The 25201-nt window shown below is 59.0% G+C and carries 24 protein-coding genes; 11 read left to right on the top strand and 13 right to left on the bottom strand.

Annotated elements, in window-relative coordinates:
- The first annotated feature begins 51 nt into the window (after positions 1-51).
- The 7 genes from BMZ67_RS10690 to nfsA all read left to right on the top strand — a co-directional run bounded on the left by BMZ67_RS10690 (position 52) and on the right by nfsA (position 7700).
- Entirely contained in the window at positions 52-966 is a 915-nt protein-coding gene (locus BMZ67_RS10690) for a sterol desaturase family protein (protein WP_092022430.1), read from the top strand.
- Positions 967-1115: 149 nt separating this feature from the next.
- Positions 1116-2447 carry a dicarboxylate/amino acid:cation symporter gene (locus tag BMZ67_RS10685; protein ID WP_092022428.1) on the top strand — a complete coding sequence of 444 codons (1332 nt, stop codon included), beginning with the start codon at positions 1116-1118 and terminating at the stop codon, positions 2445-2447.
- A gap of 349 nt (positions 2448-2796) precedes the next feature.
- Positions 2797-3645 (top strand): formate/nitrite transporter family protein, encoded by an 849-nt coding sequence (locus BMZ67_RS10680; RefSeq protein ID WP_092022426.1) that lies wholly within the window; start codon positions 2797-2799, stop codon positions 3643-3645.
- Positions 3646-3703: 58 nt separating this feature from the next.
- Positions 3704-5425 (top strand): bifunctional protein-serine/threonine kinase/phosphatase, encoded by a 1722-nt coding sequence (locus BMZ67_RS10675; RefSeq protein WP_092022424.1) that lies wholly within the window; start codon positions 3704-3706, stop codon positions 5423-5425.
- A gap of 19 nt (positions 5426-5444) precedes the next feature.
- On the top strand, positions 5445-5894 hold the full coding sequence (gene cynS, locus BMZ67_RS10670; protein ID WP_092022422.1) for a cyanase: 450 nt from the start codon (positions 5445-5447) through the stop codon (positions 5892-5894).
- A 134-nt stretch (positions 5895-6028) separates the two neighbouring features.
- A complete protein-coding gene (locus BMZ67_RS10665) occupies positions 6029-6865 on the top strand; it encodes a class I SAM-dependent methyltransferase (protein WP_092022420.1) in 837 nt (278 codons plus the stop codon).
- 97 nt (positions 6866-6962) lie between these two features.
- The gene (gene nfsA / locus BMZ67_RS10660; protein WP_092022418.1) at positions 6963-7700 is read left to right on the top strand and encodes an oxygen-insensitive NADPH nitroreductase; all 738 of its coding nucleotides are present in this window, start codon (positions 6963-6965) and stop codon (positions 7698-7700) included.
- Here the strand turns inward: nfsA and BMZ67_RS10655 are convergent.
- From BMZ67_RS10655 to BMZ67_RS10640, 4 genes are all read right to left on the bottom strand, one after another.
- Positions 7687-7914 (bottom strand): hypothetical protein, encoded by a 228-nt coding sequence (locus tag BMZ67_RS10655; protein ID WP_092022416.1) that lies wholly within the window; start codon positions 7912-7914, stop codon positions 7687-7689. The two genes, nfsA and BMZ67_RS10655, sit on opposite strands and share 14 nt — an antisense overlap.
- 117 nt (positions 7915-8031) lie before the next feature.
- A complete protein-coding gene (locus BMZ67_RS10650; protein ID WP_139214361.1) occupies positions 8032-8511 on the bottom strand; it encodes a hypothetical protein in 480 nt (159 codons plus the stop codon).
- A gap of 62 nt (positions 8512-8573) precedes the next feature.
- Positions 8574-9161: an NUDIX hydrolase gene (locus BMZ67_RS10645; RefSeq protein ID WP_092022412.1), complete on the bottom strand. Its 588-nt coding sequence runs from the start codon at positions 9159-9161 to the stop codon at positions 8574-8576.
- 196 nt (positions 9162-9357) lie between these two features.
- Positions 9358-12270 carry a ricin-type beta-trefoil lectin domain protein gene (locus tag BMZ67_RS10640; RefSeq protein WP_175481899.1) on the bottom strand — a complete coding sequence of 971 codons (2913 nt, stop codon included), beginning with the start codon at positions 12268-12270 and terminating at the stop codon, positions 9358-9360.
- Between the two features lie 314 nt (positions 12271-12584).
- On the opposite strand from BMZ67_RS10640, the gene BMZ67_RS10635 reads away from it, so the two are divergent.
- Entirely contained in the window at positions 12585-13643 is a 1059-nt protein-coding gene (locus BMZ67_RS10635; protein WP_092022410.1) for an AraC family transcriptional regulator, read from the top strand.
- A gap of 12 nt (positions 13644-13655) precedes the next feature.
- On the opposite strand, the gene mtgA is transcribed toward BMZ67_RS10635, so the two are convergent.
- The 3 genes from mtgA to tmpA form a co-directional block, all read right to left on the bottom strand.
- The gene (gene mtgA / locus BMZ67_RS10630; protein ID WP_092022408.1) at positions 13656-14351 is read right to left on the bottom strand and encodes a monofunctional biosynthetic peptidoglycan transglycosylase; all 696 of its coding nucleotides are present in this window, start codon (positions 14349-14351) and stop codon (positions 13656-13658) included.
- Between the two features lie 93 nt (positions 14352-14444).
- On the bottom strand, positions 14445-15035 hold the full coding sequence (locus tag BMZ67_RS10625; protein WP_092022406.1) for an HD domain-containing protein: 591 nt from the start codon (positions 15033-15035) through the stop codon (positions 14445-14447).
- Complete coding sequence (gene tmpA / locus BMZ67_RS10620) at positions 15032-16201, bottom strand: 2-trimethylaminoethylphosphonate dioxygenase (protein ID WP_092022404.1); 1170 nt, start codon at positions 16199-16201, stop codon at positions 15032-15034. The genes BMZ67_RS10625 and tmpA overlap by 4 nt, the downstream gene beginning before the upstream one ends.
- 169 nt (positions 16202-16370) lie before the next feature.
- Here tmpA and BMZ67_RS10615 point away from each other — a divergent pair, with 169 nt between their 5' ends.
- Entirely contained in the window at positions 16371-17306 is a 936-nt protein-coding gene (locus BMZ67_RS10615; protein ID WP_092022402.1) for a LysR substrate-binding domain-containing protein, read from the top strand.
- Here the strand turns inward: BMZ67_RS10615 and egtD are convergent.
- The 5 genes from egtD to BMZ67_RS10590 all read right to left on the bottom strand — a co-directional run bounded on the left by egtD (position 17278) and on the right by BMZ67_RS10590 (position 22374).
- Positions 17278-18276, bottom strand: coding sequence for an L-histidine N(alpha)-methyltransferase (gene egtD / locus BMZ67_RS10610; RefSeq protein ID WP_092022400.1), 999 nt, complete (start codon positions 18274-18276; stop codon positions 17278-17280). The two genes, BMZ67_RS10615 and egtD, sit on opposite strands and share 29 nt — an antisense overlap.
- Before the next feature lie 9 nt (positions 18277-18285).
- Entirely contained in the window at positions 18286-19566 is a 1281-nt protein-coding gene (gene egtB, locus BMZ67_RS10605) for an ergothioneine biosynthesis protein EgtB (RefSeq protein WP_092022398.1), read from the bottom strand.
- Positions 19567-19661: 95 nt separating this feature from the next.
- Entirely contained in the window at positions 19662-20492 is an 831-nt protein-coding gene (locus BMZ67_RS10600; RefSeq protein ID WP_175481898.1) for a substrate-binding periplasmic protein, read from the bottom strand.
- A 102-nt stretch (positions 20493-20594) separates the two neighbouring features.
- Positions 20595-21809 (bottom strand): hypothetical protein, encoded by a 1215-nt coding sequence (locus BMZ67_RS10595; protein ID WP_139214360.1) that lies wholly within the window; start codon positions 21807-21809, stop codon positions 20595-20597.
- 319 nt (positions 21810-22128) lie between these two features.
- A complete protein-coding gene (locus tag BMZ67_RS10590) occupies positions 22129-22374 on the bottom strand; it encodes a hypothetical protein (RefSeq protein WP_092022392.1) in 246 nt (81 codons plus the stop codon).
- Positions 22375-22563: 189 nt separating this feature from the next.
- Here BMZ67_RS10590 and BMZ67_RS10585 point away from each other — a divergent pair, with 189 nt between their 5' ends.
- Together BMZ67_RS10585 and BMZ67_RS10580 are read left to right on the top strand one after the other, a co-directional pair.
- Positions 22564-23265 (top strand): lytic transglycosylase domain-containing protein, encoded by a 702-nt coding sequence (locus BMZ67_RS10585; protein ID WP_092022390.1) that lies wholly within the window; start codon positions 22564-22566, stop codon positions 23263-23265.
- 80 nt (positions 23266-23345) lie between these two features.
- Positions 23346-24038: a tRNA/rRNA methyltransferase gene (locus BMZ67_RS10580; RefSeq protein WP_092022388.1), complete on the top strand. Its 693-nt coding sequence runs from the start codon at positions 23346-23348 to the stop codon at positions 24036-24038.
- Positions 24039-24300: 262 nt separating this feature from the next.
- Here the strand turns inward: BMZ67_RS10580 and BMZ67_RS10575 are convergent, their stop codons facing one another.
- Positions 24301-25140: an AraC family transcriptional regulator gene (locus BMZ67_RS10575; RefSeq protein ID WP_092022386.1), complete on the bottom strand. Its 840-nt coding sequence runs from the start codon at positions 25138-25140 to the stop codon at positions 24301-24303.
- Positions 25141-25201: the final 61 nt, after the last annotated feature.

Raw genomic sequence — 25201 nt, 5'->3', positions numbered from 1 at the left:
ATAATGCCCGATTATTGACTCTGTCCATGACAGGATCTCAGGAGAACAATAATGACCGTCAATGATCTCATCAGCTTATCTATCCTTGGCTTTGTCCTGGTTACCGCAACCCTAGAGTGGCTCAGCGGCCGCAGCCGCAACGGTGCCCGTACCGCCAACGACTGGAAAATGGCGGGCCTGACAATTGCCGTTATGGTCGCCGTACAACGTCCGTTGCTATTACTGGTGATCGGCCTGGGGCTGACTCAGCTGGCGCCCGGTAGCGCGAACTCCCTGGCCTGGCTGGACAGCGACTACTTCTGGCCAACGCTGGTGGTTTTCTTCTGCCTGGAGGAACTGCTGCACGGCGCCGGCCACTACTTTGCCCACTGCAAACGCCCCCAGCATCGTTGGGCCCAGATGGTACAGGCGGTATTCAAGCTCTCCCACCGCCCCCATCACATGAGCGGCGACGATGACCGGGCCCAGCTCAGCGTCGTCCAGACCTTTACCAATGGCTGGCTGTGGTGGTTCATCATGCCCAACTACTGGTTCCAGTTGGTTTGCCTGTACCTGGGGCTGGTGGATGTATTCGTTGTCGGTACCGCAATAAAGGGCCTGTGGGCTGCCCATACCCACGTCAACTGGAACTACGACCTGTATTTCCACAACCACCGCTGGGCCTGGGTCCGTAAGACCATGTGGGCGTTGGCGCACATCATCACGTTCCCGACCCAGCACCACCAGCACCACTCCCGTGGACGCAACTCCGCCAAGAATGTCTGTGGCAGCCTCGCGCTCTATGACTGGCTGATTTTCGGGACGCTGGCGATCGAAACAGAACGTCCGAAAGCGTACGGGTGGCGTCAGTCGGAACAGGAACACAACAGTGTGCTGTACCGTTACTTCAACCTTGATATCAGCAAGTACCTGCCGCCTTCCGCGAATCGCTCGCCCAAGCCCCAGACGCAAGCCGTCACCGACTAACCCGCATGGGTCCCTGTTCACCAGGGGCCCATGTCAGGCTCACCTCCCGCCATAACTGATCCAGCTCAGCGAATCCGGCGCTCAGACAGGGCACAATACGCTAAACTTTGTGAAGCCTTCATTCACCAATCGCAAGGAAGCCTGTCGGCATGCCCACCACGGAAAACAGCACCCGCTATGCGCGCCCGTTACGTCACCTGAGCATCTATCTGTCCGGGTTGGTCCAGGGACGGCTCTGGCTCAAAGTTCTTGTGGGCATGGCCCTGGGACTTATTGTTGGGACACTGCTGGGGCCTTCGGTGGGGCTGGTTGAACCGGAAACCGGCACCCTCATCGGCAACTGGCTGGCCTTTCCCGGTCAGCTTTTCCTGGCCACCATCCAGATGATTGTTATTCCCCTGGTGATTGCCTCCGTGGTGCGGGGGCTGGCGGCCAGTGAAGACCTCAACCAACTGCGCCGCCTTGGTGTTCGGGTGGTCACCTTCTTTATGATCACCACCGCCATTGCCGCCAGCCTTGGCCTGTGGATTGGCAGTGTCATCAAGCCCGGCGAAATGCTGAGCGGGCTGGCCATCCCCGCAGCAACAGATGCGGAAACTGCCACCACTGGCTTGCTGGGGGCCGCCAGCCTTTCCGAAGCGCTGCTGGGCCTGTTGCCGGGTAACCCGCTGGATGCCATGGTCGAAGGTCAGATGCTTCAGGTGGTTATTTTCTCCAGCATTGTTGGCGTCGCTCTGGTGAGCATGGACCCGGGCAAATCCCGCCCCATGCTGGACCTGCTGGATTCACTCCAGCAGATCTGTATGACTGTGGTGCGCTGGGCCATGCGCCTGGCCCCCTATGCCGTGTTTGGGCTGATGGCCCAACTCACCACCACGATCGGGTTCCAGGCCATGCTCGGCATGGCGTCCTACGTGGCGACAGTCTTGCTCGGTCTGCTGATGATGCTGGGGGTCTATCTGGTGATCCTGAAGGCGCTCGGCGGCGACGGTCCCCTCACCTTCCTGAGCAAGACTCGCGATGTCCTGCTGCTGGCCTTCTCCACCTCCAGTTCTGCCGCCGTAATGCCACTCTCCATCCGCACGGCCGAGGATAAACTGGGCATCCGCCCGTCCGTGTCCCAGTTCGTAATCCCTCTGGGGGCCACCATCAACATGACCGGCACGGCGCTGTATCAGGCGGTGGCAACCATCTTCCTGGCCCAGGTCTACGGCATTGACCTGAGCCTCGGCAGCATGGCCCTGGTGGTCGCCATGGCGGTCGGCGCGTCTATCGGTTCTCCCGCCACACCGGGCGTGGGCATTGTCATACTGGCCATGGTGCTGCAAACCGTAGGTATTCCGCCTAGCGGCATTGCGCTGATCATGGGGGTCGACCGAATCCTGGACATGTGCCGAACTGCCATCAACGTCACCGGAGATCTGGTGACCTGTCGGCTGATGGAGAATTGGTCCGGCCAGCGCCTGCCTGACCAGGAATGACGTCACCCTCCGCGTAATTCGTGCAAGGACAGTGCACAGCGCGCACGTTTTTCGGGCGTGCCGTGCCCTTCGCCATCGCCATCAGCACCTGCCCCGGTCTGAAGAAATCAGACAATGAAGCACCATCTCATTGAATAGAAAGAATAAAAATGAAACCTCCACTTTAGGCACGGCAACTGCATAGGGTCTGATGTACCGGCTGACAGGCCTCGTTCCTGGCACCGGACAAGCAGATGACCAAATGAAGACAAGGCAACGGCGCCTTTTCCTGACCCGGTTATACGGGTGAGGAAATGGCGCCGTTTTTGTGTCTGCGGAACGACCTAATCCCTGAAAGAGGAAAAGAAGGATGTCCTACCTGGTTCCCTCCGAATTCGTCACCAAAATGGTAGACGCCGGTGAATCCAAGATTCACATGTCTACCCGCGATACCCTGATCCGCGCCTTCATGGCCGGGGCTATCCTCGCGCTGGCGGCGGCATTTGCCGTCACCGTTGCCGTCCAGACCGGGGTTTTCCTGATTGGAGCCATCCTGTTTCCAGTCGGTTTCTGCATGCTGTACCTGATGGGCTTCGACCTGCTCACCGGGGTCTTCATGCTGACGCCGCTGGCGCTGCTCGACAAACGTCCCGGAGTAACCCCCAAAGCGATACTCCGCAACTGGGGACTGGTGTTCCTCGGCAACTTCGCCGGTGCCCTCACCGTCGCCTTCATGATGGCCTTCGTATTCACCTACGGCTTTAACACTGACCCAGGTGCGGTCGGTTCAAAGCTGGCCGGCGTTGGTGAGGCCCGAACCCTGGGCTATGCCGAATACGGCGCCGCTGGCTGGGCAACCATTTTCATCCGCGGCATGCTGTGTAACTGGATGGTCTCCATGGGTGTGGTCGGCGCCATGATTTCCACCAACGTGAGTGGCAAGGTCATCGCTATGTGGATGCCCATCATGCTGTTCTTCTTCATGGGCTTTGAGCACTCAGTAGTGAACATGTTCCTGTTCCCCTCAGCGATGATGATGGGCGGCAACTTCTCGATCATGGATTACTTCATCTGGAATGAAATCCCCACGGCTCTGGGTAACCTCGTCGGCGGCCTCGCCTTTACCGGCCTGACGTTGTACACCACCCACATTCGCACCGGTGCCAAACGCAAGATTGCCACCCCCGCGACTGCTCCGGTGAAACCAGCCGCCGCCTGACCACCATTGTTGACCAGCATGGCCCCGGTCTTTACTGGCCGGGGTCCGGAAACTCTCCATGCGCAGCCGACTACAGGTTTCTGTCGGGCACTGTTCCGACAAGGGCGTCAAGCCCATCAATCAGGACTTTCTGGGCTGGTACTCCCCACGTGAGCCCCAGCTCGGTCTTAAAGGCATCGCCTTCGCGATGGCCGATGGCATCAGTACCAGTGACGTCAGCCATATTGCCAGCGACACTACGGTGTCATCGTTCCTGAACGATTACTACTGCACCTCCGACGCCTGGTCGGTAAGGACCGCCGTGGAGCGGGTTGTTTCGGCAACCAATTCGTGGCTCTACGCCCAGGGCAGGAACAGCCCCTACTGCTACGAGAGAGACAAAGGCTACGTGTGCACCCTGAGCGCACTGGTCCTGAAATCGACGTATGCGCACCTGTTTCATGCCGGCGATACCCGGATCTATCGCTTGCGCAACCGGGGGCTTGAACAGCTGACCACAGATCACCGAACCTGGGTATCCAGCGAACGGAGTTACCTGAGCCGGGCTCTGGGAGCCGCGCCCGAGGTGGAACTCGATTACCGTTCCCTGCCCCTGCAAGCCGGCGATTACTTTGTCCTGACAACGGACGGCATCCACGAGTACTGCGATGCCAACGACCTGATCAGGGCCATCCAGCATCACCGGGACAACCTGGATACCGCCGCAAAGCGCATAACCGAACTGGCCCTTCAACGGGGCAGTGATGACAACCTGAGCGTACAGATTGTCCGGGTGGATGAAGTTCCCACGGAGAGTTCGCCGGTTCTGCACGACCAGATCGAACAACTGCCCATCCCTCCGCTGCTGGAAGCCCAGGCCAGTCTCGACGGCTACACCATCGTCCGAGAACTCCACGCCAGCCATCGAAGCCACGTTTACCTTGCCGTTGATGAACTCTCTGGCAATCAGGTGGTGATCAAAACACCGTCCATTGACCTTCAGGGGGATGAAGATTACCTGGAGCGCCTGTTGATGGAGGAATGGGTCGCACGCCGGGTAAACAGCCGCCACGTCCAGAAGGCCTCACCCCCCACCCGCCAGCGGCATTACCTCTACACCGTGATGGAATACATTGAGGGCCAGACTCTTGCCCAGTGGCTGGCAGATAACCCGCAACCGGACCTGGAGACCGTTCGAGGGATTATCGAACAGGTAGCCCACGGCCTGAATGCGTTACACCGCATGGAAGTACTCCATCAGGACATCCGCCCCAACAACCTGATGATCGACGCCCATGGAACCGTGAAGATCATCGATTTCGGGTCCGCGCGGGTCGCTGGCATTGTCGAGGCATCCACCTCTGCGGATACCGCAGAACTTCTGGGCACGGCCCTCTACATGGCGCCGGAGTACTTTATGGGAGAGCTGGGCACCACCCGTTCCGACCTTTACTCGCTCGGTGTCCTCGCCTATCACCTGCTGTCCGGCAAGTTCCCGTACGACGCCGATGTTGCCCGAACAACAACAGCCGCTTCGCTGCTCCGGCTCAACTACCGCTCCGTGCTGAATGACGAGCGGGCCATTCCCGCCTGGGTAGACGAAACCCTGCGCAAGGCGGTTCACCCCAACCCCGAGAAACGCTATCAGGAGTTGTCGGAGTTCACCTATGACCTCCGGCACCCCAACAAGGCCTACCTCAACAAGACCCGACCACCGTTGATTGAACGCAACCCCGTCGCCGTCTGGCAGGGTATTTCCGCCATCCTGGCCGGTCTTGTCATCCTGCTACTCAACCAGTGAAACCACAGAGGAAACTGCCATGATCAACACCCGTGAAGATGTCACTCAAATGATCGTCGCCGCCAAGGTTGCCAAGGGCATCCAGTGGAAGGACGTCGCCAATGAAATCGGCCTCTCCAAGGAGTGGACAACGGCCGCCTGCCTCGGGCAAATGACCTTCAACAAGCAGCAGGCGGAAGTGATCGGCAACCTGTTCGACCTGCCGGATGAAGCCGTTGCCTGGCTTCAGATTTCCCCTTACAAGGGCTCATTGTCAACGGCCATTCCCACCGATCCATTGATTTACCGCTGGTATGAAGTGGTCAATGTGTTCGGTACCACCATCAAAGAACTGATCCATGAAGAGTTCGGAGACGGCATCATGAGCGCCATCGACTTCTCCATGGACATTCAGCGTGAAGAAGACCCGAAGGGGGACCGGGTCAATGTAGTGCTGTCCGGCAAGTTCCTTCCCTACAAGAGCTATTGAGCCCGCGGCCCGGGTGCTGAACGGCCACCCGGGCCTTCACAGGAACCGACTGTCCCAGACCCGAATAACGCCTACACTTAGAAGGAGCCTCTGAATAACTTCTGGAGCCCATAGCCAGCCAGGAGGACCCTGCAATGACCCAACATACACTCGAAGAGCTCGAAGGTACCGCCCGGGAGTATGACCGTCGGCTCAGGCCCACGCTGTTTGCACCCTGGGTGAAGCATACCCTTGACTACGCCCATTTAAGACCGGGCGATGACGTTCTCGATGTCGCCTGCGGTACCGGCGCCGCTGCCCTCGGGGCGGTCCCCATGGTGTCGCCTGGCGGCAATGTCACCGGCCTTGATCTGAACCCCGGCATGCTGGCGGTTGCCCGCAGCAAGGACTCATCGGTCGAATGGCTGCAGGGCGCTGCCGAAACACTGCCTTTTGACGACAACCACTTTGATGCCGTGGTTTGCCAGTTTGGCCTGATGCTGTTTCCCGACCCACTCGGTGCGCTGGTGGAAATGCAGCGGGTACTCAAGCCCGGACGGCATCTTGTCATCACCGTGTTTGCGGACCTCGAAGCCCTTCCAGTCTACAAGGCACTGGTCCAGGTCTACGCAGACACCGCCGACCCGGCCATCGCTGAGCTGCTGCGGGTTCCCTTTGCCATGGGTGGGCGTGAGCAACTGAACCGCACCTTTGCCGCTGCCGCCATTCCCGACACCGAACTGGTTACCCGGCAGGAGCCCGCTCAATTTTCCAGCGTGCGGGACCTGGTGCTGGCCGATATCAAAGGCTGGTTTCCCTTTGCCGGCGTTGACCTGAGTGACGCCACCACGGAAGCCGTCATCGCCTCGGCGGAAGAATCACTGGCGGAATTCGTGGCTGCCGATGGTTCCCTGACGTTCCCGGTAACGGCCCACCTGGTCGTCAGTACAAAGCGGGATGCCAGCCGGGGGCTGGGAAAACTGGCGATCTGAGCGGCCTGGCCTTGCATCAGGTAGACTAACGGGCAGTCGTGTTGGCGTTTGCAAACAGGCACAATCAGGCACAATAGCAAACCGTCAGCGAGGCCTTATGAACTCAACCATTGAGCTCCTGCTCTCACACCGCTCCATCCGCAAGTTCACCGACCAGAAAATTCCGCGCGAACTTTTTGAAACCCTGATTCGCGCAGGCCAAAGCGCCGCCACCTCCAACCATGTGCAGGCCTACACCATCATCCACGTGGTTAACCCCGAAAACCGGCGCAAGCTTGCCGAGCTGGCCGGCGGCCAGGGCTACGTGGCTGACTGTTCCGACTTCCTGGTGTTCTGCGCCGATATGAAACGCTCCACGGAAGCGGCGGAACGCGCCGGCGCTGAGGTTGTGCTGGGCATGACCGAGCAGCTGCTGGTGGCCAGTATCGATACCGCACTGGTGGCCCAGAACGTTGCCATTGCCGCGGAGTCCGAAGGGCTGGGGCTGTGTTACATCGGGGGCATCCGCAACAACCCGGCGGAAGTCAGTGCGCTGTTGCGCCTGCCTGATCATGTCTACCCCGCCTTTGGCATGTGCCTTGGCTACCCCGACCAGCAGCCCGAAGTAAAGCCCCGCCTCCCCCTGGCCTCGGTTCTCAAGGAGGACTACTACCAGGACGAGCAGGATGCGACGCTGGTGGCAGAGTTTGATGACACCATGCGCCAGTACTATCTGGAACGCACCGCCGGTAACAAGGACACCAACTGGTCGCAACAACTGAAACCGCTGTTCACCTCCAAGCTGCGGCCACACATGAAAGACTTCCTCAAGGGTAAAGGCTTCAAGATGAAGTAAGCGAAACCCGCGCCCTGAGGCTGCCGATCAGGCTCTTCAGGGCGACCAGCTCAGACACTGCCCGCTCCTTTTCCACAATGGCCAGATCCCGCTCCAGCATCAGCCGTCGAAGCTGTTTCCTGAGCTGCTGTTCCTGCTCTGACGGGTAGCCATTGCGCTCGTTGATCGCAACGACCTTCGAATTGGGATCTATCTCCCGGTAAACGGTTTCCATATCGCCTCCCACACCCTTCTGTTGATGAACAGACCTCAGTGTGGGTTCGTTTTATGGCCAGCCTCGGGATAAAAAATGATGAATTATGATTGGAGGAATGGGCTCGGGCAGGTGCTCTCAGAACTGCCAGAGCCGGAATTCCACATTTGCCACCAGAATGTCCATATTGATGAGTATCGCACTCAGGGCGAACCAGTCCTTCTGTACCCGTGCCAGGGGCCCGACCTGCAGGGCCCAGCCGTTCACGTTGTGGCGTACCCGTTCGTAACCCGAGGCAGCGGCCACCATGCCACCAAGCTCCAGGTGAGGCGAAATCGGCCAGACATACTCGGTCGCCACAATCAGGGACGATTCGTTGTAGGAGTTGTCCGGGGCATAGCCCAGCCCCAGCGACAGGTGGTCGCTGTATTTATAGCGCAGGCCGGTGGCGTTGTTGTCTTCCTCATAATCACGATTGCCCTCACCGCTTTGGTAGTAACCCGAGTCACTCAGGTGCTTGGTGTAGACATTGTGAAACAAATAGAGGTCCCCCTCCCTGGCCACCACGGTCTGGGATAGAAGCATCAACGCAAGCAAAGCGGCAGGTCTCGGTTCCATGAGCATGACATATTGGCCAACGCATACCACAGCATAGCCCGCTCATGGCTGCCTGCCAGAAATCAGGCCCGGGAAGCCATAGGTATCAGCCCGCTCGTCAAAAACTCCTGCAACATGCTGTAGCTCAGTCCCCAAATGCAATACTCCCGGTAGCGGCAACACGGCATGCGGAGCGCCCCCAAGGGGCTGCGCCAGAGGCGGACCGACTGGTTCTCCACCGCCGACAGGAAAGACACCGGAATCCATACCACCCGCTGGACTTCATGGTTGGTGATGGAGTCATCCGTGCCACACCATTCAAAGACATAAGGCGTTACCACCATCGGTCGCCATTGACTGTGACGGCGGGTCAGAAGGTCGGACAGACGTCCGCGGAAATGGCCATGGCGAGTCAGGTCCAGCCCGATCTCTTCACGGGTTTCTCGCTGGGCAGCCGCACTGGCAGAGGCATCGTCGGCCTGCATCCGTCCACCGGGGAAGGCCATATCGCCAGACCATGGATCACCTTCGCGCCGTGCGCGCTGGATAAACAGCAGCTCAGTTTCTCCGCCGTCCACGTGCCGGTAGATCAACGCGACCGACGCTCGGCTCAAACGCCGCCGGAATGGCAGCTTCCGGGGGCGTAATGTCGTCAGCCAGACAGGTTTCAAAAGCGTCTCCCAATCCGTTCAAGAACCCACAGCAGGCAGGTATTGAAACAAGTTCGCCACAGTTAGCTGTCAACAACAAGCGTTTTGTCACGGCCGGGAGGTGTAAGCGTTGGGTTGACGGGCTGCCCGTCAGGCAGGGCTAGCGAAGGGCCGGATGCTGCTGGCCAGACCGGCCGGCGGCATCCGGTGTGCGGGTTTACTGCAAGGTTGGAATCCAGCGCTGGTTGGTACCGCCATGGTTCCAGTAGAGAATCACGTCATCACCGGCCGCATCAATGGCATAGCCATTGGAGGCGACCGCCCGGAAGGACTGATCACTGTGACGTTCAAACCGCTGCCGGTCGGTGCCATTACAGGCCTCCAGCCGGAGCCGGGTCAGGTTGCCATAGTTACCTCCGGGAATCGCCACACAACGGCTGCTGTCGAGGGCCGTTGCCAGGGTGCCGGCGCTGGGGTTCCACATCCAGCGCTGGCCATCGCTGGCGTCGCAGGCCGCCAGCGTCAGCTCCGAGCCCTCAAGCTGGCCCTGGCTGGCAACGCTCAGGCACTTGCCTGAGCGAACACTGCGGTACTCGGTCCAGCGACTGCCACCATCGTCCAGGCGGAATTCCCACTGCTGGTTACCGCCGCCGTGGGATTCCCAGAAGCCGACCCAGCCACTGCTGTAAGCATCCAGGGAATGACCGTCACTGCCAACACTTTTCACCCGCTGGTTCTGATAGGTCCAGGTCTGCTCTGCGCTGTTGTCACAGGCCTGCAGGTTGGGATACCCGTTATTCCAGGGCGTCCCGTTGTTGTCCAAGCAGTAACTCGCACCATGCACCTGGTTGGCCAACGTGCCGGAGGCGGGGTCGTACAGCCAACGCTGGTCCTGGGACATCACCTGACAGTCGTAGTGACCCACCCAGGCCCCCTGGTTTACCCCGTCGTCGTTACCCGGGACGTCCAGGCAGGTCCCGGTTCCCCGGTTATAAACCCGGACAAACGGCGGCAACGGGTTCATATAGTGGTCATCGCTGTTGGCGTCGGCCCGTTCCCACATCTGCAGGTAGGCTTCCGCCGAATTCATGACCGCCTCGTAGATGCGACCAGGTGCCCGCTCGCGGATATCCTGAATATGGTCCGCCACCATACCGTAGTGGGCCACCCCGTCCACGTTGAGGTCAAAGGTCCGGTTACCCGACTGCTGCCGCTCCACCGTCAACCCGAACTCGGTTGTGAAAGGATACTCCAGCGGGTTAATGGCCGCATCGCTGCGGGGCCCCGGCTGGTGACCAATCCCACTCATGTCGGTCGAGAACGGTACACCGTTGAGGTACGGCGTCTGTTCCACCACGTCCAGGTAACGGGAGATACTGCCCGAGATGCTATAGGCATCCCAGTTATACGGCGCCAGGATTCCCCCCAGCTGGGCCAGCCGCACCTTGTCGGGGTGGACGTTGTCGTTGGTGCCGGCATGCATATGGCTGTGGCCGGTGATCAGCCCGGAATAGCCGCGGGCTTCAGCAATATCCAGCACCGCGTTGTGGGTTGCCTGGGACATATGGTCCAGTTCCACAATCATTCCCAGGTCCATCATCCGGTTGACCAGATAGACACCCAGCTCGGTCAAGCTGCGGGTATTGCACTGATCTACCGTCTCATCGTAGTTGGTGCTGCCACTGACCCCGAGCAATACTTCCAGGCCGAACAGCCCGAGGTCATTGCTCATCATCTGGCCCTGGGTATCGTCGTCGCAGGCCTCAGTGGAGAAGTAGCGGCCCGTGGACATGTTGTTACCCACGTTGATCAAACCACTCTCTATGCGGGCTCCGCCAAACTGATTGTCGAACCGGTGGATGGGGTAAATCGCCCGGACGCCGAGGTCGTGATATTTCTGCAACTGCTGTTCGACGTAGGCCTGAGAGCAGGCCGCATCCTTGATACCACAGTTGAACAGTTCCGATACCTCAATGCCCATCAGCACCGCCATCTTGCCATCGGCAATCACGCTCCGGGCCTCTTCCGGTGACCTCACCAGGCGGAAAAAGCCCTTGCCAGGGCCACCTTCCTGGGCATCAATGTAGTCCTGCAGTTCATGCAGGCGCAGAATCTGCAAGTCGACGCTGTCCATCGTGTTACAGCTGTTGGTCGGTCGCCAACTCTGGGGCAGCAGCGTGGACTGGATGTTACAGAGCACTTCGTTTTCCACCAGATGGGTCACCATCATCCGTTGGCCACCTTTGTAGGCACGCTCCATCCAGCGGTAGTAATAACCCATGTGGGACAGGCTCTGGTGATTGGGCCAGAACGGGAAGTCAGGCCAGCCACGGGTGTCGTAACGGAAGTTCAGGTCGTTGAACCCCATGAGGTTCCCGATCACATCCAAAGAGCCCCAGGAACCATGGATGTCAGAGCTGTCCGCCAGCGCCTTGGTCACCCCATAGCGGTTGAAAGGCTCCCCGGCCATCATGGTGCCCCCCATGAACTCATAGGAGGTGATATGGGTGTGTGGATCAATGGAGCCCCGCACCGGCAAATCGGCAATACCCTTGAGGGCATTGAAGTCCCCCGTAACGTTGACGTCAACTTCAGGTACCGGGGTACAGCCAGTCTGGGGCACCAGCCGGAACCACTCCTCACTGTTCAAAAAGAATGGGTTGAACAGGTCGATAAAGTAGATGCCCTGGCTATTCCAGTTGTGGCGTAGCCAGCGGTCCAGGGAATGACTGGTAAAGCGATACAGGTATTCGTTACCGACCTGACGCGCATCCACCTTCCAGTCCGCGTGCTTGCCGGTCACCGTCCCGGCGGTGATGTCAGCCGGAAAACGGGTATCCAGGTAGCGGCCACCGGTGTCCCGCAACAGGTAGCTGCCCATGACCGAGGGTTTGAGATAGAAACGCGCCGCACTTTCCGGGCTGGAGGCCCTGAAATCAAAACTCCAGCCATCATTGATGGTGCCGCTGGTCTGGTACCGGCGCATGTACTGGTTGTTGTGGGGCGATTGGATCGCGTAGCAACCCTGGGCCAACGAATACACAGCTTCGTTCTCATCGGCGGCCTGGGCATGGCAGACAAACGACGCGGCCAAAGCCGTGGCAAACGCCGCAATCACTGACGGTTTCATGAATGGTGCTCTCCCGTTATTGTTATTTTCCGGGTGCCTGTACAGGGCATCCGTCCGCTCCCTTGTCCCGCCTGACGGCGACACCGGATCAGAGGAAGATTCGCGGCGATGGTAGCACCAGCACCAACCAGCCGACGTACCAAATGGGATCAAATGCTTCACCTATCAGCCCAGCCCGGGGACAGGCGTCGCCAACCTTGAAAGGCTTCACATTCGTCGCGCACCAACTTGACAACCTGTCACATTACAACTAATCCAGACTGTACGAGACACCAACCGCACACCCTGCATCGTTCGCTGTCCAAGGGGAGAACATGGCTGTGATACAGGACCGGGAAGCTTCAGCGCTGTACATCGGCATTGCCCGCCAGCATGCCCTGTCACACCCGATCAGCACTCACGCACTGGACGCCCTGACTCCGGAACTCGATGGGAATGACCTGGCAGAACAGACACTGCCGCTGACAGGCATACTGGATTTCTGGCAGCAAACGGCGGATCTGTGCGCGGCACCCACTTTCGGGTTACAGGCTGGCAATCAGTGCCACTTGTCGGTCTACGGCCTCTTTTCCCACCTGCTGATGAGCTGCCCCACCCTGCATCGCGCGCTTCAGCTGGGCGCCGACTACCTCCACCTGCTTAACGAAGCCCTGGAAACCCGGCTGGATATCGGGCCTGACGAGAGCACCTACTCTCTTACCTACCCGGTGGACCACCCCGGAGCACGCCACCACATCGAGTTCCACCTGGCTTCGGTGGTCCAACTGGGGCGCCAGATTGTGCGCCAGAAAGAACGCGCCCGGCTGCGACCACGGCGAATTGAGTTCTGTCATGGTCCGGCGGCAGCAAAAGAACAGTACGAGAAGGTCTTCGATTGCGAAGTCGCATTTGGCAAACCGCGAAACCAGATGGTGTTTTCGACCGAATTACTGGAGATCCCGGGCCACACTCCGAACAGCGGGCTGTACGGTCATATGCTCAAGCTGCTGGAGGCCATTCGCGATCACCGCAGGAGCCAAAAACCGTTCCGCAGCCGGGTCTGCGAAACCCTGAACCACCAACAGAGCACCAGCACCTGGCCAACCCTCGAAGCGCTGGCCCATGAACTAGGAGTCAGCCCGAGTTCGCTGAAAAGGAAGTTGAAACAAGAACAGACTTCCTATCAGGAAATCTGCGATGACCTGCGCTACAAGCAGGCCCGGAGGATGCTGACCGCAAAACGGCTCGCCATTGGGGAGATCGCTCACCAGCTCGGTTTCTCAAGCCCGGCTTCATTCAGCCGGTCCTTCAAACGCTGGAGCGGCATGGCACCCCATGACTACGCCATACAGGCAAAGCCGGGTGCCCCTCACATGCAGGAAAGCCCCCTTTGAGTGCAAGTGGTGTCACAGCCGGGTCAGGTATTCCAACCCGCTGAGCTGACGCATCTGGCGTTGAATCCAGTCCACTCGTTCCAGCACGTAACTCGACGGGCGAGCGGCACTTAATACCTTGGGGTTTGGCAAAACAGCCGCCAACTGGGCCGCCTGCCGGGGCGACAATTGCCTGGCGGAAATCCCGAAATACACGTTGCTGGCCGCCTCAACGCCATAAATGCCAGGACCAAACTCGGCGATGTTCAGGTATACCTCCACCACCCTGCGCTTCGGCCACATCGCATCCATGCTCAGGGCGAGTACGGCTTCCAGCCCCTTGCGGACAAAGCTTCGGCCATTCCACAGGAACAGGTTTTTGGCGGTTTGCTGGGTAATGGTGCTGGCGCCCCGGAGCCCGTCTCCGGTCTGGTAGTCCGCCAGCGCCTGCCGAATGGCCACAAAATCCACTCCCCAGTGGTGGGGAAAACGCTGATCTTCACTGGCGATCACCGCCAAAGGCATCCATGGGGAAATCTGCTCCAGTGGCACCCACTGTTGCTGCAGCGAATGCCTCGGGTTATCCAGGGCATAAGCCAGCATAAACGCCGACGTTGGGGGGTTAACGTAGCGAAACAACAACAGCACCGCCGCCACCAATACCACCACGGCGGTCGTGAACCACGCCAGCAGGCGCAGGGGTTTTCTCAGTTTCGACTTTCTGGCCATCGGCCACACCGTTTCGCCGCTTACCCATTGGGCTGATCATTGTAACGGAAGGTGGCCGGACAGGGATTACAAAGTCGTCAGCTGGCTATCACCTCAACGGGCCACAATGAGCGATTCCAACAACGGCCGATAGCGCTTGAATCCGGGATGTGGCATGTCGGGGTCCTTGCCCTGATCGTCCCACAACCGCACCCGGATGCAACTATCAAGGTGGGGATTGCGCTCAAAGGCCGCCACTTCGTCGGCGGACATGGGGCCTCCCTGAAGCTCGAGGGTATACACCGACGCATCGGACAACTTGCCAAAATAGTCCGGGTCCACAGCACAAAGGTACCGCTTGGCCGCTACGTGCTGTCGAATGGGCTCCACCACTTCGTCGGGAAAGAAGCGTTCAAGGAAGCGGGCGCCCGCTTCCTGATGGAAATTGTCGGTACCCTTCATCAAGCGGTCTTCCGGGATTTCGCTGGTGAAATGCCCCAGGTCGTGAAGCAGGGCCGCGGCGATCATTTCCGGCGTCCCCCCGTCCTGCTCTGCGCACCAGGCCGCCTGAAGCATGTGCTCGGCCATGGTGACCGATTCTCCCAGGTAGGCGTCGGAACCCCGCCGCTGGAAGATACCCTCAATAAAGTCCACGATGGTGTTGTGTGTCGGGAGGCTGGGCGCCTCCTTGAGTTGTACCGTCATGCCAGGGCTCCTTGCACCAGCTCATTGGTATTCCGGGCCCGCTCCAGAACCGCAAGCGTGCTGTAAAGGCCATCCAGGTCGGCATAAGCGCCCTGCAGGTGCCGCTGACCACCGGCCGAGAAGGCCGTTCGGGCATGCATTACCCGGGTGTTGTCAAACACCACCAGGTCGCCTGGCCGCAACTTGAAGGTCAGCTTCAGTTCCGGCCGCTCCAGTATCCCGGCGTAATGGCGATAGGCCTGGTAGAAAGCCGCTACGGACTCCGGTGCCAGCCGTACCGTGTCGATGGAACGGTTGTTGTACCGCACCTTGGTGACATAACCGCGATCATCCACCTCAATCATCGGTACCCGGGATCGCAGTTCCGTGGTGGCATCCGAGAACCGGTAATTGAGGTACTGCCGGCATAATTGCTCAAAGTGCTCCGGTGCTTCCTGACGGAGTATGGACGCCGCCTTGAAGCCATCCACCAAAATTGAGTCACCTCCTTCTGTGGAACTGGCCAGGCAGTGCAACAACTGCACCGTCGGTACCGGGTCGCGGTAGGGGTTGTCGGCATGGCAGCCAAGCCCCAGGTTGCTGAAGGCCAGGTTGTTGGGGTCCACCACCGTGCGAACATCAAACAGCGGGCCGTAGTTGGTCTCGCGGCAAAAACCAAAGGTCCTGATGACCTCAAGGATCTGCCCTTCGTCACAGGGCACACCGCTCAGCAGGGCAAACCCGTGATCCCTGACTTGCTGCAGGCAATCCCGCTTCGCCCGCTCATCCTGGCAATAGTGCTGATAGTCAGTGAATGAGAGGGATGAAAAGCTCTCCGCATCCCACAGAGTCTTTGCCGCCTCACTGCGGTCGTCGAACGTCGCGTTCAGGCAATAGCAATTGTTAAGAAGCCAGGCCTGGGAGAATACCGACTCATGCCCCTCCGGCGCGAAGGCCACCACAAGGTCGCCGTTGGCTTGCTGCGTCACACCTTCAATTCGCAAATCATCCGGAAAGTCGGTGACGTTCATCAGACGCTGACCATTCTGGGCATTACGGCTGGACGGCATCTGACAGTGATCCCTCAGCCAGACACAGTGCAACCGGCTGGTCTGGCCATCCTGCCAGTCAATCTGGAGTTCCTCGGGGGTAAATCGAAAGGTCTCAATCTGGTTTTCAACACTCATGGGGCTCACATCCGCTTTCAAAAAGTACCTGACTCGAACCCTAGCCAGGCCATGTGACAGCCGGATGAACATTTCAAGAAACCAACAATTTTTCTTTTATTTTTTATTGATAAACAGTCATTTTCGACGGTAAATTAAGTTTTTAACTTTCATTAAGTTAGATTTTCTTATGAATAAAAGCCAACAGCTTCCGCCACTGAACGCCCTGCGGGCCTTTGAACTGGCTGCCCGCCTTGGCAGCCTAACCAAAGCCGCACAAGCCCTTGGAGTGACCCAGGCAGCAGTGAGCCAGCAGATCAAATCCCTGGAAGGGCACTTTGATACGCCGTTGTTCTACCGTCAGGGCCGCAAGCTGACCCTGAGCCAGGCCGGACAAGCCTACCTGCCGGTATTGACGGCGGCATTTGACCGTCTGCGCGGTGGCACCAGCGAGCTATTTGGCACCGACACACAAAGCCTGATCCGGGTTAAGGTTGCCAACAGCTTCGCCCAACACTGGCTGATTCCCCGGTTGCCCGACTTCTACCGCCGGTATCCGGGCTTTCGCGTCCGGTTGATGGCCGCCACCTGGCCCCTGCAGGGACAGCCAGACGAAGCCGACCTGGAGATTGCCAATGGCTACGGCAACTGGGCGGGCAGGCACGTGGAGCAACTGACTCAGGAATGCTGGCAGGTGGTGGCCAGCCGTGACTTTCTGGCCCAGCTACCACCTTTGGACGACGCATCACAACTGCTGGAGCTTCCGCGAATTGCGATACAGGGATACCAGGAAAACTGGCAAAACTGGTTTACGGCGGCCGGGATCCGGCAGGCAGTACCGGCTCCCATACTGGAAACCGACACCTCCTCCCTGGCTATTGAAGCCGCCTGTTCGGGGCTGGGCGTGCTGCTGGTGCGTTCACTGGTAGCCGCGCCCGACCTCCGCCGAGGTCGGCTGGTTCAGATCCACCCGGCCACCCTGCCCGCCGCTGGCGGCCATTACCTGGTGCTGCCAGACAGCGAACCCGCCAGCCCCAGGGTAACCGCATTCTGCCAGTGGCTGCGGGCCGAACTGGGCCCTTTCCGGCCTGCGCCGGCTACGATGCAACCAGGCAGTGAAAGCTGAAGTTACGCCCTTCGTCAGTCCAGGTCTGCTGGCGCCGGAACCCGGCCTTGCTGGCAAGCGCCTCGAAGCTGGCCACTGAGTATTTGTAGGAATTCTCGGTGTGAATGGTTTCCCCTTTGGCAAAGCGCAGGGTGTGACCATCCACCTCCAGGGAATGGGCTTGCTGGCATTCCAGGTGCATTTCGATCCGGCTGAGGGCGCGGTTAAAGAAGGCCTTATGGCGGAAATACCCAGTATTGAAGGGGCGCTTCAGGATTCGGCCAATATGTGTCAGCAGGTTCAGGTTGAATTGCGCCGTCACCCCAAGCTGGTCGTTGTAAGCGGCGTGCAGCTGGTCAGGGTCCTTGAGCAGGTCCACCCCGATGAGCAGCTTGCCCCCCACACCCAGCATCCGGCGAAGATTCGCCAGTAGCCCGATGGCATCTTTGGGCTCAAAGTTGCCAATGGTGGAGCCCGGGAAAAAGGCCGCTTTCGGGGCTGGCGGAACCGAATCCGGCATCCGGTCCAGACTGGTGAAATCGGCACAGACCGCATGTACCGTCAGATCCGGGAACTCGGATCTGAGCTGACGAGCTGCCCGTTCCAGGTAGTACTCTGAGATTTCGATCGGCGCGTAGCTCGCTGGCAGGTAGTGAGCGAGCAACATCCGGATTTTTTCACAGCTGCCACTGCCGGGCTCAATCAGCATGGTCTTATCCGACAGATACCCACAGATATCCTGACCGGCACCTTGAAGGATGCTGCGCTCCGCCCGGGTTACGTAGTACTCCTCAAGCTCGGTGATCCGGTCGAACAACCGGCAGCCAGCCTCATCATAGAAGTATTTGGGGGACACATACTTGCAGTCGGCGGTCAGCCCCTGAAGTATTTCCCGCCGTTGATCCACCAGCTCAGGTTTGACGTTGTGAAACTGCAGTCGTTGCTCCGACGCTAAAGGCGAGTCGGTTTGTTCACAGAGTTGGGGTTGCACACTGCCTCCTTACAGGTCTTTGGCCAACCGTATTCCACTGAACTGCCAACGGTCTTTGGGGTAAAAAAAGTTGCGATAAGTGGCGCGAACATGCCCGGGCGGCGTCGCCACCGAGCCACCCCGCAGCACCATCTGATTCAACATGAACTTGCCGTTGTACTCCCCCAGCGCACCTGCCTGGGGACGGTAGCCGGGATAAGCGCTGTATGCACTCTGGGTCCACTCCCAGACGCCACCGTAAAGCTGGTCCGGGCCATGCCCCTTACCAGGGTCACGACTGACCGGATGCTGACACCCCTGCTGCCAACACTGGCCGGTCGGGGGGCGTTGCGTAGCCACCAATTCCCACTCGCCTTCGCGGCACAGGCGCATCCCTTTCCAGGCGGCAAACGCCATGGCCTCATACAGGCTGACATGGCAGACCGGTGCCGCAGCGTCGACCTCCTGGTTTCCGTGCAGGGTGAAAGAAAAATAGCGACCATTGTCCTGGCGCCAGTACAGTGGCATTCGCCATTGCTCGGTTTGCACCACCGCCCAGCCATCGGAATGCCACCACTCCGGAGCCTGGTAGCCGCCCGCTTCAATGAATTCAATGAACTCCCCGTTGCTCACTGGCCGGTCAGCCAGGGCAAAGGGGCTTAACCAGGTCCGATGGCGAGGCCCCTCATTGTCGTAACTGAATCCCGGCAGGCGCGCAGCATCAGCCTCGGTTCCACTGATGCCCTGCAGGAACTCCCCGCCCTCAAACTCACTGAACGTCAGTGGCGTGGAGTGGGACTCAGGCAGGGGTTGCGGGTTATAGACTGGAAACAACGGGTTCAGTGACAGGCAGTACTTGAGGTCCGTGAGCATCAGCTCCTGGTGCTGCTGTTCGTGGTTGAGACCCAGGATCACACGCCGGTAGATCTCGTCCCTGGCATCACCAGGACACTGTTCCAGCAGGGCCGCCATGGCGTGGTCTACCCCATGGCGATATGCCAACACCTCCGCCACCGTAGGCCGTGACAGCATATGCCTCAATGGGCGTGGGAACTGTTGCCCCACCGCGTTGTAATAGGAATTGAACAAGACCTCAAAACACTCATTGAAGGGGAGATAAGCCTCATCAAAGGGTTTGAGCACAAAGGTTTCAAAAAACCAGGTGGTATGGGCCAGGTGCCATTTGAGCGGACTGGTATCCGGCATGCCCTGCAGGCAAAGGTCTTCGGTTACCAGGCCATCGCACAGGCGTTCGCTGTGCTGGCGCACATCGTAGTAATGGCTGCGAATCTCTGCAGCGTGTTCATCCATAACGGGCCACCTGGTGGTCCTGATTGCGGGGTCGTCCGTTTAAGATAGAACAAAAATCGGCAGCAGGCTGAAAATTACCAGCCAGAATTTGCACGTCAGGGGGTGGGAACGGTCGCTGGCAGGCTAATCATCTGATGGGTGATGTCTTCCACCACTCCGCGACTCCGAAGCCTTTCAATCTGCCGGTTGATCCGGCTAACCAGTTCCGCATGTCCGGGCTTTCGAGCCACCATGAACTGGACAGGAGCCGAGGCCACCAAGCGGTTCGAAAAACGGAACTGGCCCTGGTATCGGGGCTCCCGCTGCATTAGCCACTGCGCCACCAGCCTGTCCATGACAGCAGCCCGTTTTGCCGTTTCAAACCCGACATAGCGACCGTGAACGATGGCGGTCAGCATGAACCCCTCGGTCTGGCGGTCGTTACGAATCAGGTCACCACGATCAAACAGCGGCTCCAGGGTTGGATAGCGGTACCCTAGGTGCGTCACAATTTCGGCACCCAGGATGTCCTCATCGGTTTCAAAATAATTCTCGGCACCGGCGGCAAAAACGAATACATCGTTGACCGACGTAACCATGTCACTCCAGAGATAGTTTTCCGGATGCTCGACCCAGTGTGGCGATTCCATTCGGACATCCACCTCGCCCTCATCCAGCATTTTCTGGGCACGAAGCTCGGGCAATTCGCGGAAGACGAGATCAATGTTCTCGCGGGCGGCAGCAATTTTGAGGACTTCAATAACAATACCGGTGGGCGCCTGTTCCAGCTCACCGACACCAGGCGTGCCCGGGGTGATTATGTAAGGGGGGTAACCCTCGGCCGGAATGGCAACAATCCAGGTGTCTGCAACAACCGGGAGGGAGCAGGTCATAACGATCGCGGTCAGGGCCAGGGAAAACACCGCCCCGGCCCATCTGGTTGGCATCACCATCAATCAGCCCTGAATACCCCCGGAAACAATGTGTGAAAGTATTGCTGTTCTCTCGGGGGTTGGCAATGCTGTGACAGGGGTGTTTCAACTAACCGCCTACTGGGCCACAACACACCGCTCAATAAACAGGTTGTTGATGTCTTCGTAGCTAAAGGACTTGCCTAGCTCGCCATTAAGGGCAACGGTAACGACGTCGGCTGTGCCATCATAGCTGACAACGGCCGTATTGCCTGAAGCGTCCTTCATCACCACTGTGCCGAGCATCACTTCATCGCTGGTTACCAGGATGCCATCCTGGCCCTCAGGCAAGGCCTGTACGTATAGGTCGGCACTGACGTCGACCCGCCCGCCCGGACACGTAGCTGGCGCGGGCTGCCCGCCGAAAGTATCCCACTCCCAGCCATAGGTTCCGACATAGGTTTCGCTGCGGGCGTTGTAGGGCTCATCACCTTCGGCAACCTGATAGCCGTAGTCCATGAGCACATCAGGACGACCAATCTGCAGGTTGTAACGCATTGCCTCAACCCCCTCGCCTGTAGCAACCTGACTGAGCTGATACAGTTGAGACATGCCTCCACCATCTCCCATGCTGCTGTACTCACCGGCGCCCCTTTCCAGGGTCACATGCCCGGTCCACAGCCGCGCCCAACCGAACAGACGCTCACCATCCATGGACATAACGACGCCGTAAGGGTCGGAAGGCGATGCACCGGACTGCTCAAAGGCGATAAAGGTGTTTTCATCACCAACAGCACCAACACCGGTTTGCGGGCGGCCAATAGTCCGCACACCGTCAGTATGAACCTGTAGATTCATCGGTCCGCCTTCGGTATCCCCGGCCAGACAGTCCTGGTCATCAGTGGTAACAGTGTTGAACAGGGCACCGGTATACGGGGAGCTCACATCCTCGAGGTCGCTGCCCACCACGCGAATCTGACCGCGGATATCGCAAGAGGTGTCCACCCCAGCCTGCTCATAACCCGCCAGAGGATCGAACGTCGCCAGTACCCCCTGGGTCATGCCAACCGTCTGATAGAAAAGTGACCCCGGCGCCATCAACACCGCGGTTTCCTCTGAATCCAGTGTTACAGGGTCAAGGCTGCGAACCGTCAGACCTGTGGCATTGGCGCCGGCATCGCCACCCGGAGCCGGATCACCACCATCGCCACCACCACAGGCAGCCAGGGAGGAAGCAACCAGAACGACCCCGAGCCATTTCACCGGAGCCCCAAGCCCCCCCAAAACAACCGGCTTAAATCCATTTTCCTTCAATGTCACATACAGCATTACTGTGTCCTTCTCTGTTTCCATGACGACAACGCCTCCCCAAAGTCCCGCTACTCTGGCCACAGGCAGCAGAAAACCAACCTCAGGAACACGACGGCAGGCAGGGATGGGTTATCCGGTAGGACAGTAGAAAGCGACTGAATCCTTCAGACGATGTCACAGCATCCCTGCGTGCCAATGAGCAGCGCTGTAGACCGGCGCTGCGAGCGGAATAAAGATATAACGGAAAACCGAAACAGCCAGTAGGCAGAAATACCTAACCACCCGATTCCCCAACACTTTTTCAGTGATGGCTCCAGATTCCGGGGTAAGAACTGGTGGTCCCTCACCAGTCAGCAAGTCCTTACTTCGAGGCGTTGTTCAGTATCTCCATCGCCTGTTCCAGAACCTTAACCGAATCGCCGTGTTTGCCCTGGTCGTGCAGGCTCTGCCCCTGGTCGCGCAGGGCGCTCACCTGTTCGCGGACGGTGTTGTCGTAGTCATTGGCAGCCAGCTGTTCATCAATCTGATGAACCAGGGATGGGCACCTGGAGGCCAGCAGGGGCGAGGTAAGGAACAGCGCTAAAGCCATAGCTATCAGATAACGCATAATGATCCCTCCGTATGGGATGACTCCCTAAGGAGCTACAGCTTAAGTGTAGCTGGCAAAAATCAAGTTTCGTGACAATTCGACGCAATTTGCCCCTACTCTCCGGGCACTGAGCCGATATACTTAGGATCGAGTTCGCAATCGAAATAACGACTGGTTTATCGGACCCACGGAATCCACGGATACGGCATGACTCTCGGACGGACGCCCCTTTTCACCTTGCTCACCATTCTGATGACGGCGGTCGCGACTTCGACGCAGGCCGACAGCATTCGTCGCATTGTGCACCCGGACGGTTCCGTTGAGTTCACCAACGTCACCGGCGACCCTCAGGTTCGGGCATCCACTGGCAATGACACCGTCTACCGCTATGAGGATAATCATGGCGTTGTCGCCTACAGCAGCAACCGTCCCACCGACTCCAGCTATGACGTCATCCGTTTCCATTGCTTTGCCTGCAACCCAGCCTCAACCGTCAACTGGCTGACCACTCCACTGTTCCGCTCGCCTTACCAGTCGGAGATCCAGACCGCAGCCAGGGAGTATGACGTCGACCCGGCGCTGGTACGGGCTGTCATCCATGCCGAGTCGGCCTTCAATTCTCAGGCAGTGTCCCCCAAGGGCGCCCAGGGGCTGATGCAACTGATGCCGGGTACCGCCCGGGAACTGGATGTCTCGAATGCCCTTGATGCCGCTGAGAACATACGCGGCGGGGTACTCTACCTGGCCCGTATGCTGGACCGCTTCGACAATGACGTCACCCTGGCCACCGCTGCCTACAATGCCGGCCCGGGGGCAGTCGACCGCTTTGACGGCATCCCCCCCTACGCTGAGACCCAGGCCTATGTGGAACGGGTCGGCATTCTGCACCGCCGCTACGGCGAACGCTAACAACGGCCACCCTCGCCGAGTGCCCTGCCTTTTCAGCCAATCTGTGCAAAAATAGCCGCCCACTGGAAACGAGGCTGATTATGCGACTTGTCTTTGTGCTGGTTGAGCCCAAAGTCCCCGAGAACGTTGGAGCAGCTGCCCGGGCACTGAAAACCATGGGGTTTGCGGATTTGTGGCTAGTGGGCAATGAGCGCCATCTTGAGCCCCAGGCCCGCTGGTTGGCCCATGGCAGTGAAGACATCCTTGACGGGGTCCGCTGTTTCCCGGACCTGGCCAGTGTCCGTGCTCATACCGAGCTGATGATCGGCACCTCTGCCAAGCCCCGTCACCGTCAAGATGAGTGGCTGCTGCCAGGCGACCTGAAACAGACCCTGGCGGGGAAAACCTCATCCACCGGCACCGTCGCCCTGGTGTTTGGCCGCGAAGACCGTGGGTTATCCAATGACGAACTGGCACAGTGTGACCTGCTGACCGGTCTCCCCCTGAAAACCACTTACCCGTCGCTGAACCTGGCCCAGGCGGTCATGGTCTATGCCTGGGAACTGGCCGATATGCCCAGGGAAACCGCTACGTCTCCCGAAGCAGACAGCGGTAACTGGCGAAGCCTGCAAACCCGGCTGACCTCGCTGCTCCCTCAGCTCGACACCCCGCTGGACGGTAAACTGGCCCAACTGCTGCTACAGAAACTGCCCAGGCTGCCCAACCGGGAACTGGGGCTGCTGCATACCCTGGCAGGCAATATCGAACAGGTGCTGGAACGCAAGAAACGCTAGTGTCCCGTCTGGCTAATTCCTTAACCTACTGAGCTTCTGAAAAGCCGAAGAGCTAGGCGTGCTGATGAAGATTTGGTGGTTCCAAATCGAGACAGCAGAACGACGCCATTCGGCTTTTCAGAAACTCCCGAAGGGCTTGCCTCTGAGGACTCTGAGCCTGTGTTGCCAGTCCTTGATGTGGAACCACCACACCTGCAGACTGGCGCCTTGGTCAGTGTCCTCAGAGGCAAGCAGTAGGTTAAGGAATTAGCCAGACGGGACACTAGGAAGGTGTCGGTTCCCCCTGAACCGCCATCCGCGTTCCCCGTACCGGAGAACAACCGAGGTGACGCCTGAACGCCTTTGCCAGCGCCGAGCCGCTGCCATAGCCAACCTTGTTGGCCACCATGCCCAGCGGCAGCCCATCCCGCAGCAACGCCTGGGCCAGGCTGACCCGCCATTGGGCCAGGCATACCGCCGGGGTTAGCCCCAAAGTTTCGCGAAACACCACCGCAAAGCGGGCCCTGGACATGCCGGCGATCTCGGCCAGCCCCGACAGCGTCCAGTCCACGGCAGGTTCCCGATGCATTGCGGTTAAAGCCTTGGCCAGCTTGGGATGTGCCAAACCAGCCAGTAGCCCACTGTCCATGGTTCCCGAGTCCATCAGGTGACGCAGCAACCGAATCACCAGCACCTCGCACAACCGGTCCAGAGCAGCCTGGCGGCCACACTGGTCGTTGCGGGCTTCCTGCAACATCAATTCCAGCAACCCCGCCAGAGTCCCTAACTCGTCCAGGGGGATGGCCAGCAATCCTGGCAGCGCCTGATAGATCGGCCCACCGTTGCCCGTGCCAAAACGGAAGGAGCCACACAGGGTTTCCGCTCCCCCGATTCCAGGCCCCAGGTCATGATCCTGCTGCTCAGTCATCAGGATCAGCACAGGCTTGTCAAAACGCTGCTCGTTCGCGCCCTGAACCCGAAGGTAAATCGCCCCCTGCGTTAACACATGGAGGTAGCCCACCCCTTCCTCCCTGGGGTGACGTGATGCCGCCCCAAGGGTCCCGGCATTAAAGACACTGGCGGACAGGTGGAAATTGGTTAGCAAAGCAGCCAGTCGATCCAAAACAATACTCCAGGACTTATTTTAAATACTTCAGGACTCCAATAGTCTTTTCAACATCCTA

Origin of the sequence: Marinobacter zhejiangensis, assembly GCF_900114775.1 — a bacterium.
Lineage (GTDB): Bacteria > Pseudomonadota > Gammaproteobacteria > Pseudomonadales > Oleiphilaceae > Marinobacter > Marinobacter zhejiangensis.
This window is presented reverse-complemented; position numbering and strand designations above follow the sequence as displayed.

What these genes read in the sequence shown, in the direction of transcription:
- BMZ67_RS10690 (WP_092022430.1), top strand. Translation starts at nt 52, where the DNA reads ATGACCGTCAATGATCTCATCAGCTTATCTATCCTTGGCTTTGTCCTG.
- BMZ67_RS10685 (WP_092022428.1), top strand. Translation starts at nt 1,116, where the DNA reads ATGCCCACCACGGAAAACAGCACCCGCTATGCGCGCCCGTTACGTCAC.
- BMZ67_RS10680 (WP_092022426.1), top strand. Translation starts at nt 2,797, where the DNA reads ATGTCCTACCTGGTTCCCTCCGAATTCGTCACCAAAATGGTAGACGCC.
- BMZ67_RS10675 (WP_092022424.1), top strand. Translation starts at nt 3,704, where the DNA reads ATGCGCAGCCGACTACAGGTTTCTGTCGGGCACTGTTCCGACAAGGGC.
- cynS (WP_092022422.1), top strand. Translation starts at nt 5,445, where the DNA reads ATGATCAACACCCGTGAAGATGTCACTCAAATGATCGTCGCCGCCAAG.
- BMZ67_RS10665 (WP_092022420.1), top strand. Translation starts at nt 6,029, where the DNA reads ATGACCCAACATACACTCGAAGAGCTCGAAGGTACCGCCCGGGAGTAT.
- nfsA (WP_092022418.1), top strand. Translation starts at nt 6,963, where the DNA reads ATGAACTCAACCATTGAGCTCCTGCTCTCACACCGCTCCATCCGCAAG.
- BMZ67_RS10655 (WP_092022416.1), bottom strand. Translation starts at nt 7,914, where the DNA reads ATGGAAACCGTTTACCGGGAGATAGATCCCAATTCGAAGGTCGTTGCG.
- BMZ67_RS10650 (WP_139214361.1), bottom strand. Translation starts at nt 8,511, where the DNA reads ATGGAACCGAGACCTGCCGCTTTGCTTGCGTTGATGCTTCTATCCCAG.
- BMZ67_RS10640 (WP_175481899.1), bottom strand. Translation starts at nt 12,270, where the DNA reads ATGAAACCGTCAGTGATTGCGGCGTTTGCCACGGCTTTGGCCGCGTCG.
- BMZ67_RS10635 (WP_092022410.1), top strand. Translation starts at nt 12,585, where the DNA reads ATGGCTGTGATACAGGACCGGGAAGCTTCAGCGCTGTACATCGGCATT.
- mtgA (WP_092022408.1), bottom strand. Translation starts at nt 14,351, where the DNA reads ATGGCCAGAAAGTCGAAACTGAGAAAACCCCTGCGCCTGCTGGCGTGG.
- BMZ67_RS10625 (WP_092022406.1), bottom strand. Translation starts at nt 15,035, where the DNA reads ATGACGGTACAACTCAAGGAGGCGCCCAGCCTCCCGACACACAACACC.
- tmpA (WP_092022404.1), bottom strand. Translation starts at nt 16,201, where the DNA reads ATGAGTGTTGAAAACCAGATTGAGACCTTTCGATTTACCCCCGAGGAA.
- BMZ67_RS10615 (WP_092022402.1), top strand. Translation starts at nt 16,371, where the DNA reads ATGAATAAAAGCCAACAGCTTCCGCCACTGAACGCCCTGCGGGCCTTT.
- egtB (WP_092022398.1), bottom strand. Translation starts at nt 19,566, where the DNA reads ATGGATGAACACGCTGCAGAGATTCGCAGCCATTACTACGATGTGCGC.
- BMZ67_RS10600 (WP_175481898.1), bottom strand. Translation starts at nt 20,492, where the DNA reads ATGCCAACCAGATGGGCCGGGGCGGTGTTTTCCCTGGCCCTGACCGCG.
- BMZ67_RS10595 (WP_139214360.1), bottom strand. Translation starts at nt 21,809, where the DNA reads ATGGAAACAGAGAAGGACACAGTAATGCTGTATGTGACATTGAAGGAA.
- BMZ67_RS10590 (WP_092022392.1), bottom strand. Translation starts at nt 22,374, where the DNA reads ATGCGTTATCTGATAGCTATGGCTTTAGCGCTGTTCCTTACCTCGCCC.
- BMZ67_RS10585 (WP_092022390.1), top strand. Translation starts at nt 22,564, where the DNA reads ATGACTCTCGGACGGACGCCCCTTTTCACCTTGCTCACCATTCTGATG.
- BMZ67_RS10580 (WP_092022388.1), top strand. Translation starts at nt 23,346, where the DNA reads ATGCGACTTGTCTTTGTGCTGGTTGAGCCCAAAGTCCCCGAGAACGTT.